This is a genomic window from Plantactinospora siamensis, assembly GCF_042434095.1.
In the GTDB taxonomy this organism is placed as follows: domain Bacteria; phylum Actinomycetota; class Actinomycetes; order Mycobacteriales; family Micromonosporaceae; genus KBS50.
Genome location: NZ_JBHLUE010000001.1, coordinates 32,313 through 49,135, shown reverse-complemented (window position 1 = coordinate 49,135; position 16,823 = coordinate 32,313). Strand labels below are relative to the sequence as shown.

At 68.0% G+C, this 16,823-nt stretch carries 14 protein-coding genes; 8 read left to right on the top strand and 6 right to left on the bottom strand.

Going from position 1 to position 16,823, the window contains the following annotated elements; translation table 11 throughout:
• Positions 1-79: 79 nt before the first annotated feature.
• Both eccD and mycP read left to right on the top strand, forming a co-directional pair.
• Positions 80-1,471, top strand: coding sequence for a type VII secretion integral membrane protein EccD (gene eccD / locus ACFFHU_RS00160; RefSeq protein ID WP_377334382.1), 1,392 nt, complete (start codon positions 80-82; stop codon positions 1,469-1,471).
• Positions 1,468-2,808 carry a type VII secretion-associated serine protease mycosin gene (mycP, locus tag ACFFHU_RS00155; protein WP_377334380.1) on the top strand — a complete coding sequence of 447 codons (1,341 nt, stop codon included), beginning with the start codon at positions 1,468-1,470 and terminating at the stop codon, positions 2,806-2,808. The genes eccD and mycP overlap by 4 nt, the downstream gene beginning before the upstream one ends.
• A gap of 97 nt (positions 2,809-2,905) precedes the next feature.
• Here the strand turns inward: mycP and ACFFHU_RS00150 are convergent, their stop codons facing one another.
• On the bottom strand, positions 2,906-3,715 hold the full coding sequence (locus ACFFHU_RS00150; protein ID WP_377334378.1) for an SAM-dependent methyltransferase: 810 nt from the start codon (positions 3,713-3,715) through the stop codon (positions 2,906-2,908).
• A 239-nt stretch (positions 3,716-3,954) separates the two neighbouring features.
• On the opposite strand from ACFFHU_RS00150, the gene ACFFHU_RS00145 reads away from it, so the two are divergent.
• Positions 3,955-5,186 (top strand): IS3 family transposase gene (locus ACFFHU_RS00145; protein WP_377334376.1). Its coding sequence is split into 2 segments (ribosomal slippage): positions 3,955-4,216 and positions 4,216-5,186, totalling 1,233 coding nucleotides; the frame shifts between segments, so codons are not numbered across the junction.
• On the opposite strand, the gene ACFFHU_RS00140 is transcribed toward ACFFHU_RS00145, so the two are convergent.
• On the bottom strand, positions 5,171-6,193 hold the full coding sequence (locus tag ACFFHU_RS00140) for a hypothetical protein (RefSeq protein ID WP_377334374.1): 1,023 nt from the start codon (positions 6,191-6,193) through the stop codon (positions 5,171-5,173). The genes ACFFHU_RS00145 and ACFFHU_RS00140 overlap by 16 nt on opposite strands.
• A gap of 255 nt (positions 6,194-6,448) precedes the next feature.
• On the opposite strand from ACFFHU_RS00140, the gene ACFFHU_RS00135 reads away from it, so the two are divergent.
• A complete protein-coding gene (locus tag ACFFHU_RS00135) occupies positions 6,449-7,258 on the top strand; it encodes a hypothetical protein (RefSeq protein ID WP_377334372.1) in 810 nt (269 codons plus the stop codon).
• Between the two features lie 160 nt (positions 7,259-7,418).
• Here ACFFHU_RS00135 and ACFFHU_RS00130 read toward each other — a convergent pair whose 3' ends face one another.
• The 3 genes from ACFFHU_RS00130 to ACFFHU_RS00120 form a co-directional block, all read right to left on the bottom strand.
• Entirely contained in the window at positions 7,419-8,234 is an 816-nt protein-coding gene (locus ACFFHU_RS00130; protein WP_377334370.1) for a tyrosine-type recombinase/integrase, read from the bottom strand.
• A 9-nt stretch (positions 8,235-8,243) separates the two neighbouring features.
• On the bottom strand, positions 8,244-8,573 hold the full coding sequence (locus ACFFHU_RS00125; RefSeq protein ID WP_377334368.1) for a hypothetical protein: 330 nt from the start codon (positions 8,571-8,573) through the stop codon (positions 8,244-8,246).
• Positions 8,574-8,857: 284 nt separating this feature from the next.
• Positions 8,858-9,454 (bottom strand): hypothetical protein, encoded by a 597-nt coding sequence (locus ACFFHU_RS00120; protein WP_377334366.1) that lies wholly within the window; start codon positions 9,452-9,454, stop codon positions 8,858-8,860.
• Between the two features lie 11 nt (positions 9,455-9,465).
• Between ACFFHU_RS00120 and ACFFHU_RS00115 the strand changes: the two genes are divergently transcribed.
• Entirely contained in the window at positions 9,466-9,654 is a 189-nt protein-coding gene (locus ACFFHU_RS00115; protein ID WP_377334364.1) for a helix-turn-helix transcriptional regulator, read from the top strand.
• 52 nt (positions 9,655-9,706) lie between these two features.
• Complete coding sequence (locus tag ACFFHU_RS00110; RefSeq protein ID WP_377334362.1) at positions 9,707-10,393, top strand: DUF3800 domain-containing protein; 687 nt, start codon at positions 9,707-9,709, stop codon at positions 10,391-10,393.
• Between the two features lie 311 nt (positions 10,394-10,704).
• Here the strand turns inward: ACFFHU_RS00110 and ACFFHU_RS00105 are convergent, their stop codons facing one another.
• Positions 10,705-11,850 (bottom strand): DNA cytosine methyltransferase, encoded by a 1,146-nt coding sequence (locus ACFFHU_RS00105; RefSeq protein ID WP_377334360.1) that lies wholly within the window; start codon positions 11,848-11,850, stop codon positions 10,705-10,707.
• Positions 11,851-12,146: 296 nt separating this feature from the next.
• On the opposite strand from ACFFHU_RS00105, the gene ACFFHU_RS00100 reads away from it, so the two are divergent.
• Entirely contained in the window at positions 12,147-13,751 is a 1,605-nt protein-coding gene (locus ACFFHU_RS00100) for a sigma-70 family RNA polymerase sigma factor (protein ID WP_377334358.1), read from the top strand.
• A complete protein-coding gene (locus ACFFHU_RS00095; RefSeq protein WP_377334356.1) occupies positions 13,744-16,821 on the top strand; it encodes a helicase-related protein in 3,078 nt (1,025 codons plus the stop codon). Before ACFFHU_RS00100 ends, ACFFHU_RS00095 begins: the two co-directional genes overlap by 8 nt.
• Positions 16,822-16,823: the final 2 nt, after the last annotated feature.

Sequence of the window (16,823 nt, the reverse complement as noted above, 5' to 3'; positions counted from 1 at the left end):
AGCCTTCGATCGATGAAGTTACTCTAGGTTGCGGCAGCCCAACGGAGTCGAGTAGTCCGGCCCCGCCGGCGGGGGAGCGATGACACCCACTACCGCGATGCCGACGCCCGCTGACACCGGCCACAGTGGCGCTTTCTGCCGGATCCGTCTCGCCGCGCCGGGCGTCCAGGTCGATCTGTCCGTGCCGTCTGCCGTGCCGCTGGCCCGGCTGCTGCCCATGCTGCTGCGGCAAGCCGGGCAGGCCGACACGGATGCCGCGGGATGGGCCCTGTCCACGGCCGAGGCCGATCGGCTCGATCCCGGCGCCTCGCTGGCCGAGGCCGGGGTGTCGGAGGGCGGTCTGCTGGTCCTGCATCGCGCCACGGAACGCACCGCGCCACCCGTCTACGACGATGTGGTCGAGCTGATCGCCCAGACCGGCGGGACCCGGCCGTGGGGCACCCGGGAACTACGGATCACCTGCGCGGTGCTGGTCGGTGTCGCGCTGCTCGGCGCGCTCGCCGCGCTGGCCACCGCCCGCGGGGTGCTGCCCGGCGCGCTGGCCGGAGGCTTGGCATGCCTGCTGCTGGCCACCTCCTGGGCGCTGTCCCGGGCGGCCAACGACCTCGCGGCCGCGACACTGGCCGCCGCGCTGGCCGTACCCAGCGCCGCCGTATGCGCGGCCGAGCTGCTCGGCGGCGGCTGGGGCCGGGGCCACCTGCTGCTCGCCGGGGCTGTCGTGCTGTTCGTGGCCGCGGTCGGTCCGGCCGTGGTGGGCGGCGGTGATCACGTGTTCGCCGCGTTGGGCATCACCGGGCTGGCCGCAGGGCTTGGCGCGTTGATCGCGATCTTGACAGCGGCCCGACCAGCCTCGGCCGCCGCGGTCGTCGCGCCGCTGGCACTGGCCGCCACCACGCTGCTACCCGCGCTGGCGCTGCGCTCGGCTCGGCTGCCCCGACAGCCGCTGCCGCGGTCGGCGCAGGACCTGACGGCCGTACCCGGTCAACTGGACCTGCAGCGGGCCACCGAGCAGATCGACCGGGCCCGGAGGCTGCTGTCCGGGCTGCTGGCCGGCTGCCAGGCCGTCGTCGCGGCCGGCGTACTCGTGCTCGCCGCGGACCCGTCGGTGTGGTCGCGGTTGCTGGCCGGGGTCCTCGCCCTGCTGGCGGTGCTGCGCGGCCGGCTTTTCCGGGACCGGGAACAGGTCGCGGTGGCGGCGGTGACCGGCACGATCACGGTCCTGGCCGGCGCGGCGATCCTGATCAGCCGGCTCGCTGGTCATCCCGCCCTGCTGGTCGGGATACTGGCTCCCATCCTCGCCGCGGTCGCGTTGCTGGCGGCGATCATCGGCGGCTTCGCCGGCCGACGCCAGGCCAGTCCGCGGCTGGCCCGCGGTCTCGACGCCATCGAAACTGCCCTGATGCTGTCGGTGGTCCCGCTCGCGCTCGCGGTGTGGGACGTGTACCGGGCCCTGATGGACCTCCGGGCGTGAGGCGCCTACGGTTGCTCGCCGTCGCGCTCGTTGTTTTATTCATTACCCTGGCCGCGGCGCCGACGGCGGCGTTCGCCGAGTCGGCGGCTGCGCGGATCGGCGGCCCAGCGCTGGCCGGTTTATCGCTGGCCCGCCTCGGGCAGAAGCCCGTTCCGTGCCGAAACCCGCCGGCCCACGGCCAGTCGCTGCCGGCCGCCGCCCCACGTGACCCGACCATCGCCCGGCTCGGCCTCGATCGCGCCTGGGACCTGTCCACCGGAGCGAAGGTCACCGTCGCGGTGGTCGACTCGGGTGTCGACGGCACTCAGCCCAAGCTGCGACCGGCCCTGGCGCCGGGCTCGGACTTCGTCACCACCCAGACCCCGCCCGGCTGGCAGCGGCTGCCCGGTGGGCTCGGCGACTGCGGCGACAACGGCGGGACCCATGGCACCGCGGTGGCCGGACTGATCGCGGCCCGCCCCGACGATGACGACCGGATCATCGGAGTGGCGCCGCGCGCGCGGATCGCCCCGATCCGCATCGTCGACGGCGTCCAGAACGCCTCACCCGAGATGATCGCGGCGGCGATCCGGAAAGGCGCCGACCTCGGCCAGGTCCTCAACCTGTCGTTGGCCCTACCGGTGGACCGACCGGCCGTCCGGGCGGCGATCCGGTATGCGCTCGACCATGACGTCGTGGTGGTCGCCGCCGCCGGGAACGAGTCCTCCAACGGGGACAGCAAGTGGTACCCGGCCGCCTACCCCGGCGTACTCGCGGTGGCCGCGTTGAAGCAGGACGGCACCCCGCTCACCGAGTCCAACCGGGGAAGCTGGGTCGGCATCGCCGCGCCGGGTGACCGGCTGACCGCCCTCGCCGCCGGCGGCGGCTACACCACGGTGAGCGGCACCAGCTTCGCCACCGCGCTCGTCAGCGGTGTCGCGGCCCTGGTCAGATCCCGCTTCCCGGACATGTCGGCGGCCGAGGTGGTGCACCGGCTGACGGCGACGGCCGTGCCGCTCGGCGCCGCCCGTGACGATCGCGTCGGCGCGGGCATCATCGACCCGTTCGCGGCGCTGAGCGCGCAGAGCGCGGCCGTGCCGTCCGATCCGGGCCGCTCGGGCGGCCCTGCGGGGGCGTCCGGTCGGGTTCGGGTCCTGCCCCGCCAGGATCAGACGGCGGGCATCGTCGACCGCTGGGGCACGCTGTTGGGGGCCGCTGGGGTGCTGGCGGTGGCCGCCGCACTGGCGTACCTGGGCCGGCTGGCGTTGCTCGCCGCACGCCGACGCCGGAAACGCCCGGGCGATCAGGAACCCGTCGAGGAACCAGCCGTCGACCCGCCGGACGTTCGACTCGCCTGACAGCCAGCGATCCGACCAGCTTTGCTCGGCCTGCAACGAGGGCTGACCGGAGAACCGGAGGGGCGGCCAGGGCCCAGGTGGCTGGAGATCGTGGCGGTCACGGCTTTCGGGCTACGCCGCAGAACACCGCCATGTCCGGCTGGTCGTCGATGGAGCCGGTGTCCGGTCGCCAGCGCGGGCTGGAGATCACGCCGGGTTCGACCAGTTCCAGACCGTCGAAGAAGCCGGCGAACTGCTCCCGGGTACGCAGGTTGTACGGCAGCCCGGCCTGGTTCGCGGTCCGGTTGGCCTGGTCCGACCCGGACGTCTCGGTGCCATCGTTGACCACGAGGAAGCTTCCGGACGGCATCGCGTCCATGAGGCCGCGGACGATCGACCGTGCCTGCTCGTAGTCCGGCACGTAGCCCAGGATGCCCAGCAGCATCACGGCGACGGGTTGGGTGAGGTCCAGGGTCTGCGCGGCCTCGGCGAGGATCCGCGTCGTGTCGTGCATGTCCGCGTCGACGTAGCGGGTGGCGCCCGCGTCGCTGCTGGTCAGCAACGCCCGGGCGTGCGTGAGGACGAGGGGGTCGTTGTCGACGTACACGATCCGGGCCGCCGGTGTGATCCGCTGCGCCACCTCGTGGGTGTTGTCGGCGGTGGGCAGCCCAGTTCCGATGTCGAGGAACTGGCGCACCCCGGCCTCCCCGGCGAGGTACCGGATGGCGCGGGCCAGGAAGGCTCGGGAGGCCCGGGCGATCTCCGCGATGTCCGGATAGACCTCCAGCACCCGGTCACCGACGGCCCGGTCGGCGGCGAAGTTGTCCTTGCCACCGAGCCAGTAGTTCCAGACCCGGGCGCTGTGCGGCACTCCGGTGTCGAGCCTGGTTATGGGGTCCGCGACGGTTCTGGCGGAGTCCTCGGCCATCTCTGCGACCCTCCGATCTGGTGCTGAGTTTGGGACCCGAGCAGAATAGCCCGTGGTGAATCGACTGATCGAGTACGCCAACCCGAGTAACGGGCCGGGCCCCGCTCCGCTACGGTCCATGCGGCAAGGCCGGTCAGCGGACGGGGTGTTGGTTGAGCCGTTGACGACGCAGACCGGCGTCAACTTCCCCGCACCTGGCCGCTGGGCTTCCCCCTGAGATGTGGACACCCTGAGACTGGATGTTGGTCCAGAGGAAGGGGTGTCCCCGTTGGGGCGTCCCATCGAAGTACACGGAAGAGTTCCAGCGTGACGCGGTCGACTTGGTCCACTCGTCGGGGCGGCCGATCAACCAGGTCGCCCGAGAGCTGGGGATGAGTCACGAGACGCTGCGGAACTGGGTCCGTAAGCAGGAGCGGCGGTCCGGGACGAGTGTGGCGACCTCGGGTGACGGGGTGTCGGTGGCGGACAAGGACGCCGAGATCGCCCGGCTGCGGCGTGAGGTCGCGGAACTGCGGCAGGAGAAGGAGATCCTGCGCAAGGCGGCCGCCTATTTCGCGAAGGAGATGGATCGGTGATCAGCCGCTTCCGGTTCATCTCCATCCACCGCGCCACGTTCGGCGTCAAGCGGCTGTGCCGGGTCCTGGCGGTGTCCCGCTCCGGGTTCTACCGCTGGACCGGCAGCGAACCCGCCCGGCGGCCACGCGCCGCTGCCGAGGACGTCCTCGCCGAGCAGATCACCCAGGTTCACGCCGGCTCCGGTGGCGTCTACGGATCGCCGCGGGTGACCGTCGAGTTGCGCGCCCAGGGTGTGCGGGTCAACCGCAAGCGGGTTGAGCGGATCATGCGCCAGCGCGACCTGGTGGGCCGGCACCTGCGACGCCGCAAGCGCACCACCATCCCAGATCCCGCGGTTCCGCCGGTGCCGGACCTGATCGGCCGGGACTTCACCGCCACCGCACCGGATCAGCGGTGGTGCGGCGACATCACCTACCTCCGCGTTGGGACTGGCTGGCTGTATCTGGCCACGGTCATCGACATCGCCACCCGCCGCCTGATCGGCTGGTCGATCAACACCCACATGCGCACCAGCCTGGTCATCGATGCCCTCAACGCGGCGGTCGCCGCCCGCGGCGACCGGGTCGACGGGGTGATCTTCCACAGCGACCGCGGAACTCAATACGGCAGCAGCGACTTCGCCGAGGCCTGCCAACGCCACGACATCCGCCGCTCGATGGGCCGCATCGGCTCGTCGTACGACAACGCCCTGGCCGAGGCCTTCTTCGCCACCCTCAAGCGTGAACTCGACGTCGAGCACCGACGCTGGACATCCGAGGCCGACGCCCGCCGCGACGTGTTCCGCTGGATCGCCTTCTACAACCACCGACGACGCCACTCCGCACTCGGCTACCTCAGCCCCGCCGACTACGAACAGACCCTCACACCGACTACGCTGCATCAAATCGCGGCATAACCCGGTGTCCACATCCCGGGGGGAACCTCAAAACCTTCGGTTTCGGCGGTCAGTGCCGCTGCAGCCGCTTCGACGCTTCCATACGCGGCGACGTCATCTGCCAGGGTGGTGGCGCCGACGGTCTCAATACTGTCGATCAGCGGGAGGAGGATGGGCGGGATGGGCCACTTATGGTCATCATCATTTTGGTCTATTACAATTTGGATGGGAGGGCTATTCGGCGGTGGCTGCCGCTTCTGCTGCTCGCATTTGCGCTCCTTCTTGACCTCCTCGATGTGCAGAAGGCCAGGGGTCGGCGAGATCGCTCTGTAGGTGGAGAGCTTGAAGCCGGCCTGGCCATCGACCTTGCAGTCCGCATCTTTGCTGTAGACCTGGAACCAGTCCTCGTACTGTCCCCATCGGTTCAAGACCGTCCCAGGAGTCACCTTCTGGACACCGTTGGCTACGAGGACGGCGGCGTACCGTGCGACTTGGCCACCCCAGCCGTCGTAGTCCTTGTTGGTCTTGACCTTGGCCTCGATAATCTCAGCGAACGTGTTCCCGGCGCGGTCGTAGTAGATGATGTCGGGCCGGTCGCTGCCGCCATTGAGAGTGGGTTCCCACTGGATCATCGGGTTGATGATGCCGCCGGGCTGGTTGCCGGGCGGCGGGACCCCGAGGTTGTCGTTGAGGTATTTGATCGCACGAGCCTGCCCGATCGCCTCGACGCCCCCGGATGGGCTGCACTCGCTGGTCGTCTGGTAGATGTACGTTCCGAGCGCCGGACGGTCACGCAGGCACTGCTCGACGATGCGCCGTCGGGTGGAGTATTGGCCCTTGAAGACGCAGCGCTTCTCGCCGCTGCGGGCACTCGTCCAGTCGTCGCTGTTCGGAGAACATCCGGCGGCGGGTGCAGCCGCAGCGGCCAAGGCTTTCATCTCGGGCAAGGCGGCGATTCTCGGTTCGGCGAAGGCAGGACCGGACCTGAAGATCGAGGCGATCATCGCGGCGACGAGCACTGCCGCCACCAATCGGCTATGACGTCGCACGTAGTCCCCCGTACACATCGACAGTCACCGGTGTTGCACAGACAGTAGCAACGCCGTCAAGAGGGACCGGCACGATGGGTAGAAGGTTGTTGACTATGCTGCAACCTCAACCGGTCCTTGGGAGGTGCCATGGTCGTCGATCGATCTTGGACGGTTGCTCTTGATTCGCTTACGTCGCGTCCTGTCCGGGCCGCTCGGATGGTGATCGCGGCGCGAAACGTCGACCGTGAGGCCGTGATCGTGCTCGACGCTGACAGCGACGACTTCGTGATCGTCGAGGGCCTGCCGACGCATACGCGACCCGGGACCCTCTCGCTATCCTTCGACGGTACGCATCTGGTGTTCCTGGCTCGTCAGGACGACAACTCGGAACCGATGCGGATCGTGCTGCACAGCCTGGCCACCGGAGGCCGCTGGGAGGCTGAGGCGCACGAGTACCGGCAGGCGGCCCTCGCGGTGGACGGGACCCAGGTGGCTGTCCTGGCTGACGCTTCAGGCGGCACAGCTATGGCGGCGCTCGGCAGCGAGAGTGTTGGCGTGATCCTGATCGACACGGCCACGGCCAAGCCCCGGCTGCTGTGGTCGACCGACGGATACGCGGAAGACTCCTCGATCAGCTGGTCTCCGGATGGACAGCTTCTCGCCGCCACCTACCTCACGCTTGACGACGTTCTGACCACCGCGGTGTTGGATCTGTCCGGCACGGTTATCGGGTTGTATCCGGAACGAGTCGCTCTTCCCGGCGCGCACTCCGTCTGGATCTCCAACCGTGAAATCATCGTCTATCCAGAGCCCGACGACGTCAGCCCGCTGACCAGCCTGAACGTCTCCACAGGACGGGAGCGGCACTTCACAAGGCGCAGCTTCGATGGCTATCTCGCCATCAGCGGTCGCCGCCAGGTGCGGCGCGGGGCTTCGGCCGGGCAGTTCGTCACAGCGGACCTCAACGACGGGGACGAGCGTCCCTTCCTGACCTTCGAACCTGCCATGGATATCATGGCGCTCGACACGGTGCCTTCAAACGCGGGCACAATGGCAGCCTGACGTATGCGTTCGCTGCCTCTTGGGCTCGTGTCGACTAGGATGTGAGCCGCGGACCTGCCCCACGCTCGTGGATCGGCAGGTCCGGCCTTGTCTGTCCACCATCCGACGATGAGTTTAGTAACTCGGTCACACTGCCGCCGAACCCCTGCAACTTCGCCTATCAACGCCGGCTGAACTTTGGCGACCGGTTGTCGGTCAGGGAGTCGATGGCGCTCCGGCCGCGCTCGGGCGCATCCGGCATCAGGTGGCCGTAGTACTTGTAGGTGACTTCGACCGATGAGTGCCCGAGCCAGGCGGCCAGGTCGGTGATCGGTACGCCGCGGCTGAGCATCGACGAGGCGAAGAAGTGCCGCAGGGCGTGGGTCTTGGTGAAGGAGACCTTCGATGCCTTGAAGGCCGGCAGCAAGATCTGGTTGCGCAGGTAGTACTGGTAGAGCAGCCCGCTGCGGGACCGGTTGGGGAACAGGATCTGGTCGGGGCCCCAGGTGCCGTACTTCTTGAGATGAGCACAGCACGGCCGCGACCACGGCCGGGAGGGGAACCGTGCGGCCGGGGGAGTCGGCGTCGCGGTGCTTGGTGTACCGCTTGAGCCGGAGGCCGGCGTTCTTGCCGCTGGCGCTTTCCCCGTCCTCCGTGATCTGCCGGTCGACCCGCAGCAGGTTGGCACGGAAGTCGATCTGCTCCCGGCACACGCCATGGCCTCCCCGATGCGGAGGCCGCAGCCGGACATGAGCCAGATGAGCGTGGCGTACCGGTCGTCGGTGGCGGCGACGAGGGCGGCGACCTCGGCGGCTCGGGGTACGACGATCTTTTCCTTCGCCGTTCGTCGCACGTTGGCTCGGCGACCGGGCAGTTTGACGCCCCTGGCCGGGTTGCGTCCGAGTTCCTCGTTGTCGACCGCCCACTGCAGGGCGGACGACAGGTAGCCGAAGCGGGTCTGGATGGTCTGGGCGCTGTACCTCTTGGTGTCCCGCATCCACAGCACCTAGGCCTGGACGTCGGACTTCCTCAAGCTTCCGGTGGTGGCGGTGGCGAAGTAGGGCGCGATCGCCTGGTTGAGCATGCTGCGGTACTGCCGGACGCTGGAACTTTCCAGCCCCCGGGTGGTCGCCCATCGTTCGAAGAGCCGGGCGACGGTTTCGGTGCCCCGGGTCGGCTCGATGTAGACGCCGGTGATCAGGTCGCGTTCCGTCTTGGTGCGGAAGGTCTCGGCGTCGACCTTCTTGCGGAACGACTTCTGCCGCTGCTTCTTGTCGGTGTCGATCCAGTAGACGGTGTAACCGGAGGCGCTGCGGTTGATCCATGAACGTGCCATGAGGGGCTCTCCTTCGATGCGGATTTCCGCGTTCGTCCGGCCGGAGGCGCGTGTCATCGCCCCGGCAGCCAGGAGCGGCGGCGGGTTCTGGGTACGGCGTTCAGCCCGTCCGCTCGGCGCGCGGCAGGCGAGAGGCGTGGCAGACCGCCCGGGCCGTCAGCTGCGGTGACGGCCCGGGGAGTCGAGGGAACTTCTGCGGCGCCAGTGGGCGTGGGCTATCGGCCCGTGAGCCGTTGGGCGTCGCGGGCGGGATGGGTCATGTAGTGCGGGGCAGTGCCGGCTGGCTACTCCAGCCGGCTGAGGAAGTCGTCGATCTTTCCGACGAGCGTTTCGGTGTCGGCGCCGGACGTGGCGGCCTCGCGGATGTCGGTGAGGACGCCACGGACCTGTTGCCGGGTCTTGCGCCTGATCTCTTCGCTGTCGGCGACGAAGCTGTCGAAGGCCACCTGAGCCCGTGCGAGGAACTCCTCACGCAGCTCGGGCGACGCGGAAGTGGTGGTGCTGGCCAGCTGGTCGGCTGCCGCCTTGTAGAGCGCGGTGTTCGTACCGTCCAGGGCTTCCTGGCCCAGGACCCAGCGGCGAAACCGGGCAGGGTCCACCACCACCCCTGGCGCCACTTGGACGGCACCGTCGTCGGTGACCAGCAGCGCCGCGGGCGGCACGTCGAGGATGTACGCGAAGCGAATCAGCTCGTCCACGGTCGCCCCGGTCTGGCGCCGTCCTGCCTCGATGCTCATCAGGACGGTCGCCGACATCGCCGGATCGTCGAACATCTCCGCGGCCTGGGCTGAGCTCAGCTTGCGCCGCCTGCGGATGTCGCGCAGTCGCTGCCGCACGACCTCGCCTGGGCTCATGTCCTTGCCGACCCGCTCACTTGCCATGTTCGTAAGTTATGCGGGTCGACGGCAGTGGGCTATGGAGCCACGAGGAGGCAGCGGCATACCTCGGGATCACCAAGCAGACGCTGCACTTCATCAACCACAAGGGCACCGGGCCCAAGTCGTACAAGGTCGGCCGCTACCGCCGTTACCGCCAGCGCGACATCGACGCCTGGCTGGAAAGCCGGTGCACCGGCCCCTGACGGCACCCGCCCCTGCTTCTGCTCGCCACTCGCGTCACTCCTGGAGTACGTCATGCCAGACCCCTCCAACTTCGCCCTCTACTACGTCGACGACTCAGGTAGCGAGGCCAGCGGGTACGTCACGTACAGCTGGGTCCGTGTCGACCCGGCCCACTGGGCTGAGGCGGAGCAACAGTGGCTGGCCTTCCGGGCAGCCACCTTCCGCCGGCACGGCATCGCAACATCGGCCCGGCTGCACGCCACCGACCTCGCCGGCGGGCGGGGTCACCGATCCGCTGAACTGATCTGGAAGCGTGCCGACGGCCTGGAGATCATCCACGACGGACTACGTGCCATCTCCGCGTTGCGCGGCGTCGCCATCGGTACGGTGTTCCGACGTACCGCGGCGCGCGGCCGGGATTTTCACCGCCACAAGCAGGAGGTCTACCGGTGCATGGTCGATCGCCTGAACAGTGACCTCGGGACCCGCGGCGGCTTCGGCCTGATCGTGATGGACGGCGACGGTGGTGATCCCTCCTACGTCCGCACCCATCGAGCTCTCACCCCGGCGAGCCGTCGGCTGATCGAGGATCCCTACTTCCGGCACGCCAGTGTCAGCCAGTGGGTGCAGATCGCGGACCTGGCTGCCTGGAGCGCCTACCACTCGCTGCGCCCCGCTGGACGGCGTACCAGAACCTCTTACTGGTACGCCGACATGCTCGGTCACCTCGACCGCGACGGCGGTCCGGTCGAGGTTTGACGGGCCGGCGCGGCGCCTCTCGCGGTACGCGCTCCTGGAACCGGCACCGCCCAGCGGGCAAGACCGGGCAAGGACCAGCGCAAAAGATCTTGCCGAAGGCACAGATCTTTTGCGCCTTGCCGGGGCGGCGCGCTGGGCGAAGATACCCGGTGGAAGAGAGCGGCCGCGAGTTGGCGGTGCCGGGTCGGCTGCCACCCGGAGACGCCCTTGGCTTCGCCCTTGGCTTCGCCCTTGGCGGAACGACGCGGCCGAGCCGGATGATGGGCAGCGGCGGCTCGGCCAGGATCGTGCCCAGGATGGCTTGGGGTGGGTCAGGCGATCGCCCTTATGGACCGCGAGGTTGCACGTCGCGCATCTACGGTCGGTGGCGGGACTGTCGCACGACGATCGACTCGGCTGACCCGACCTCGGATCTGCTCGACATGCTCGACGATCGCATCGCCGATCGCTTGCGCGAGTTTCGGCGGCACCGCGTTGCCGATGAGCCGCCCGAGGGGTGCGAACTGTACGGGGTCCTCCGGCGCAACGAATTCGTAGTCCTGGGGGAAGCTCTGGAGGATGGCGGCTTCGCGTAGCGAGATGGCCCTGTCTTGCTCAGGGTGCCCGAAGCGGCCGGCGCCGTAGTTGTACGACAGTGTCGTGATCGTCGGGGACGGCTGATCCCAGGCCATGCGGGCGTAGACGTTTCGGAAGGTGGAACCGGATGACTTCCGGTGGCACGGCGCGCGGAGGCTTTCGTCCCAATCCTCCCAGGTGCCGCCGGGCTTCGAACTCCTGATGCGGTCCAGATTGGCATGCGTCAGCGTGCGGCTCTTGTGAACTCGGTCCAGTGGGTCCGCCTCACCATGGCCGATCGCGGCGAGTTTTCCGATCGACTCTTCGACAGTTGCGTAGTTGGCGGGCGCGACCGTGCCCTTGGGCACTCGGATCTCGCCGAGGAGTGAGGCTACGAGAACCAGACGGCGACGATGTTGTGGGATGCCATACGCGGGGCAATGGCAGGACTTGAAGTCCACGAAGTAGCCAAGGTCCCTCAGGCGATCGACGAACCGGTTGAAGATCGACTTGCTGACGATGCGGGGAACGTTCTCCATCGTCACGAGCTCGGGCCTCGTGCCCTCGACCAGACGACTGACCTCGTTGACCAAAGGCCACTGGGATTCCTGGGAGGTGTCGGCGCCGCGGCGGTACGACGAAAATGGCTGGCACGGAGCGCAGCCGGCCAGCATCCTGAGGGACCCCTTCGGCCACATGGCGGCCAGGTCCTTGGCCGCCAGTTTGCACACGTCCATTTTGTGGAAGGGTGCGCGGATGTTGGTCCGGTAGGGGTAGTCACAGGCGGGATCGATGTCTACTCCGGCGACGACGTCGATCCCCGCATCCTGCAGGCCGTACGACAAGCCCCCCACGCCACAGAACAGGTCGACTGCAGCAATCTTGGCGGGTCGCGGGGCCATGCTGAAACCTTAGTTGGTCAACTGACGCAGACGCCGCCCGGCTCGACCCGCGCGGCTTCGACTCCCGATCGAAGTTGGCAGCAGCGCAATCTCTGTCCGGTGTACGACACCTGCACCTCTGGCTTCGCTTGGCGAGTCGAGGAAGCGCTAGCGTGTCCGGAACAACTCTTGATCAACGTGGGGGTGGCATGGCCCGTCGCGAGGGGTAATGTCGGCACGAGTAGAACATTTGTTCGGCTCGTCCGCTTTTGTCGTACCGCGGCTCTACGCTCGGTTCCCCACGACGGGAGGGAATCATGTCCGCTGCAGTGCTACCTTCCGCGAGCGTCTCCGCTGCCCTGGTCGACGAGCTGCGGATGATTCTCGATCGACATGAGGGTCGTCGGGCGCAGTCCTTGGTCGCCGACTTCGCCGTCCGTCATCACCTCACCCACAACGATGTGGACGCCCTTCTGGTGATGCTGACCCGGCAGAGGGCCACAGGCCACACGACTGCACCTCCCGCGGCGGTGCCCCCTGCACCGATCCAGCCGTTCAGGTCGACGAGTATCGAGAACCTCGACCCCCAGGCCACTTCCTCGGACGGTCCGCCGGCCGCGGGCCAGGGCGATCTGGACGTCGACGAAGAGGACGGCGACGACGACCTCGCTTGGATGTTCGGCGATGTCCCGGAGCCCTCCACCTCTCCGGCCACGGGCGACGGCCTAGTGGCCAAGGCGTTCGAGGACCTGTTCGGTGACTGGGCCCGCACGGGTGGCAAGCTGACTCGCGCGGATGTCGCCCTGCTCGCGACACGTCGAGAACTCTCGGCCGCTCAGCATGGGGAATTGCTGAGCCTGCTGGAAAGCGCCGGCGTCGAGCCCTCGGCATCCGTCGAATCCGGCGCAGCGACGTCTGCCATCAAGGGTTTCGAGCTGCACGGTGACTCCGTCCGTCAGTACTTGCGGGAGATCGGCCGGTACCCGCTGGTCAATGCTGCTCGCGAGGTCGAACTCTGGGCCCTGATGCAGCAGGGCGATGCTGCTCGTCGAACTCTCGACAGCCGGTGGGACGAGCTCTCCCGTGACGACCGACGGTCGTTGCGGGACCGTATCGAGGCGGGACGCGATGCCCACGCTGCAATGGTTTGTGCGAATTTGCGGCTTGTGGTGTCGATTGCCAAAGCTGGTAACCCCAATCAGACCGGCGTCGAGTTCGCCGACCGGATCCAGGACGGCAACCTTGGCCTGATGCACGCCGCCCACCTCTTCGATGGTTCCAAGGGATACAAGTTCTCGACGTATGCCACGTGGTGGATCAAGCAGTCCATCGAGCGGGGTGTCGCCAACCACAGCCGGACGATCCGCATCCCTGTCCATCTCCACGAGAAGGTGCGGAAGGTCGCGAAGACGGCCCGGAAACTCACCGCTCGGTTGGATCGGGAGCCGACCCTTGCGGAGCTCGCCGAGGCGACCGGGATGGACGCAGGGAGGGTGCAGGCGATGTTGGACCACCTGCGCCCGGTGGTCAGCATCGATCTGCTCTTCGGTGACGGTGGCGACCTCCGTCTGTCGGACATCCTTGTCGACGAGCAGGAGCGGGACGGGCGTGCCGACCCGGCGGAGATCATCGGGCACGCGATGCTCGCCGCGGACATCGATCGCACGCTGCGGAAGCTGTTGCCCGAGCGGTCGGTCCGCGTGCTCCAGCGCCGGTTCGGTCTTGGCACCGGGGAACAGGAGACGTTGGACGAGATCGCAGCCGACTACGGCGTCACGCGGGAACGGATCCGGCAGATTCAGGTGAAGGCCATGAAGACGCTTGAAGAGCACGAAGGCGCAGCAGGGTTGCGCTCGTACTTGACCGACGAGCAGCTGACCGGCCGGGTGGCAGTTCCGCCGAAGGGAAAGCGTGATGAGTGACGCCAAGGGCCAGACGTTGGACGAGGCGTGTGACCGGTTCGTCGCCTGGCTCGATCAGCGGGTGACCGCCGCAGGCCGAGGCGACGGTCTGGAACGGTTGGAAGTGGCCCCGTCGGGGACGTTCTGGCTGGGTCGGTTGGCCTGCGAGGACGAGGTGCGTAAGGGCGCCGGCGACGACCGGGCCGAGCGGCTGGACCCCTGTGCGATCGGTATCCGGTTCCGCCCTGCGGATGCCCCATCGTGGTCGATGACGGTGACGGTGCGGGCCCGCGCCTGGGTCAAGGACCCCAAGGACGGCCCTGATCCGGACCGCCGGTGGTGGCGCACCGGTCCTGTCGAGGAGAAGATCCCCGTCGCGGTCGGCGCCGAGGGTGGAATCTTCGGTGCGAAGCAGTTACGAGATGCCTTCGCGGCGGTAGGTGCACCGGGCTTGACCGCTGAAGTTCGAGTCGACGTGGAGGACTGGCACAGGGACGCCGAGCTTGTCGTGCAGCTGGTCAACACCAGCCCGGAGAAGTCGCGCGGCGGCCTGACCGACGACCACCTTTACGAGACGCAGCTCGAGGTCTCCGGCCTTGCCACCATCCCGTTCCAGTTGGAGAGCCTGCCCGACACCTTCCGCTACGACCGCGACGTGCCGGCGTACGGCATCAACGTTGGCGTCGAGGTGCCAGCGCCCGGGGTGTTCCGCAGCACCGACACCATCACGGTTCAGACCGTCCGGCCCGACTACTGGAACAGCAGCCGGCCGGAGCCGACGCTGTCGTTCGAGCGCCTCGCCGCCGACCCGATTCCGGAACTCACCGCGCTGGTCGATGCTTTGGAAGAGTACGACGACACCCACTGGTCGCCATCGGCGCTGGGCGCCAGGGAGCCGGCCGAGGGCTGGACACCGGGAATGCGAGCTGAGGCGGACAAGGCGGCAACCGACGTGTTCGCGGAACTAGACCGTCTACGAACCGGCCTGGATCTTCTGCAGACCAACGACGAGATCCGCCAGTCCTTCCAGTTGATGAACAGGGCGATCGGGCTGAGCGCCCAAGGGCGGGGCTACACCGCCTGGCGGCCGTTCCAGGTCGGCTTTCTGCTGTCCGCCATCCGCTTCCTCGCCGAGCCTGCCGACGACGCGAAGGTCGTCGACACCGTGTGGTTCGCCACCGGTGGTGGCAAGACCGAGACCTACCTCGGGCTGTTGTTGACGACGGCCTTCTTCGATCGCCTCACTGGCAAGCGTACCGGCGTGACCGCATGGTCCCGGTTCCCGCTACGGCTGCTGAGCTTGCAGCAGACGCAGCGCTTCGCCGACGCCCTCGCCGGCGCCGAGCTGGTACGCCAGGATGCGTTGTCGCGCAAGGTGGCCAATGTCAAGGGCGCCCCATTCAGCCTCGGGTTCCTGGTCGGCCAGGCCGGCACACCCAACAAGATCGTGCCCAAGCCGGAGGGCGACGAGGTCGGTCCGGACAGCCCGGGGATGCCCGACAAATACCGGGTGCTGCTGCACTGCCCGTTCTGCCGAGACGAGAACCTAAGGATGAAGTTCGACCGGCAGCGCTGGAAACTGGAACATCACTGCACCAACCCAGGATGTCCCTGGAAGCGCGGGGCCTTGCCGGTGTACGTCGTCGACCAGGAGATCTTCCGCTTCCTCCCGACCGTGGTGGTGGGAACGCTGGACAAGGCCGCGTCGATCGGCCTGCAGCAGGCGATGCGTGGCCTCGTCGGGCCGCCGCAGAAGATCTGCTCGGTCGACTGGCACGGCTTCACCTACGCGACCAGGTCGAAGACGCCCAACGGCTGTCTGGTACCCGGCTGTCAGGGAACCCTGAACCCGCTGCCGATGCCGGCGGAGCGGTTCGCGCCGTCGCTACGGTTGCAGGACGAGTTGCACCTGCTCCGCGACAGTCTGGGCGCTGTCGACTCGCACTACGAAAGCCTGCTCGACTACCTGCAGAACGAGCTGACCGGTAGTCATGCCAAGATCGTCGCCAGCAGCGCGACCCTCACCGGGTACGACCGGCAGGTCGAAGTCCTCTACCAGCGCAAAGGCCGCGTCTTCCCGCAGCAAGGTCCCCGCTCCGGTGAATCCTTCTGGACGGTGCCCAAGCCAGAGAAGCTGCGGCGGTTCGTGGCGGTCGCGCCGCGCGGGGTGACGCTGGAGCACGTCAGCGACCGGAGCCTGGATGCCCTGCAACGATGCGTACGCAGGCTGGTGGACGAGCCGGTGGCCGTCTGTGCGGAGGCCGGCATCGATCCCCGGCATGCAGACGAACTACTCAGCCTCTACGGCACGAACGTGGTGTACGGCTCCACCCTGTACGACGTCGAGGCTGCGGGCCGGAGTCTCGGCAGCAACAACACCGTGTCCGGCATCAACGTCGAGCAGCTCACCGGGCAGACCGACTTCGACGAGGTGCGCGACATCCTGGAGCGCCTGGAGAAGCCCGAGGAGAAGTTCGAGGATCGCATCCACGTGATCGCTGCCAGCTCGATGCTCTCCCACGGTGTCGACGTCAACCGGCTCAACACGATGGTCATGCTCGGCCTGCCGCTGACCACGGCCGAATTCATCCAGACGACGGCCCGCGTCGGACGCCGATTCCCGGGGCTGGTGTACGTCCTGCACAAGATCGGGCGGGAACGCGACGCCCAGACGTTCCGGCACTTCGACAAGTACGTGAGTCAGGGCGACCGGTTCGTCGATGCCATCCCGATCACCCGCCGCAGCCGGCGGGTGCTCGCTCTCACGCTTCCCGGGATGGTCGCGGCGCGCACCCTGATGGTGCACGAGCCGGCGAGCAAGCAGCGACTGAGCACGCCGGCGAAGCTGCGCCAATACGTCCGAGACGCGGGGCTGACGCCCGAAGCCGAGGCGGCGGCCGTGGCTGCGATTCTCGGGCTCGAAGGGCCGGAGGACTCGTTGCACCGGCAGCAGATCACCGAGTGGGTCCGTGAGTGGTTCGCCGAGCTCGAGGACCCGACCACCAAGGCGCAGTTCATCAGCGAACTCGGCCACCCTCGCCCCATGATGAGCCTCCGCGACGTCGAGGCCCAAGCTCCGATTCACGACTGAAG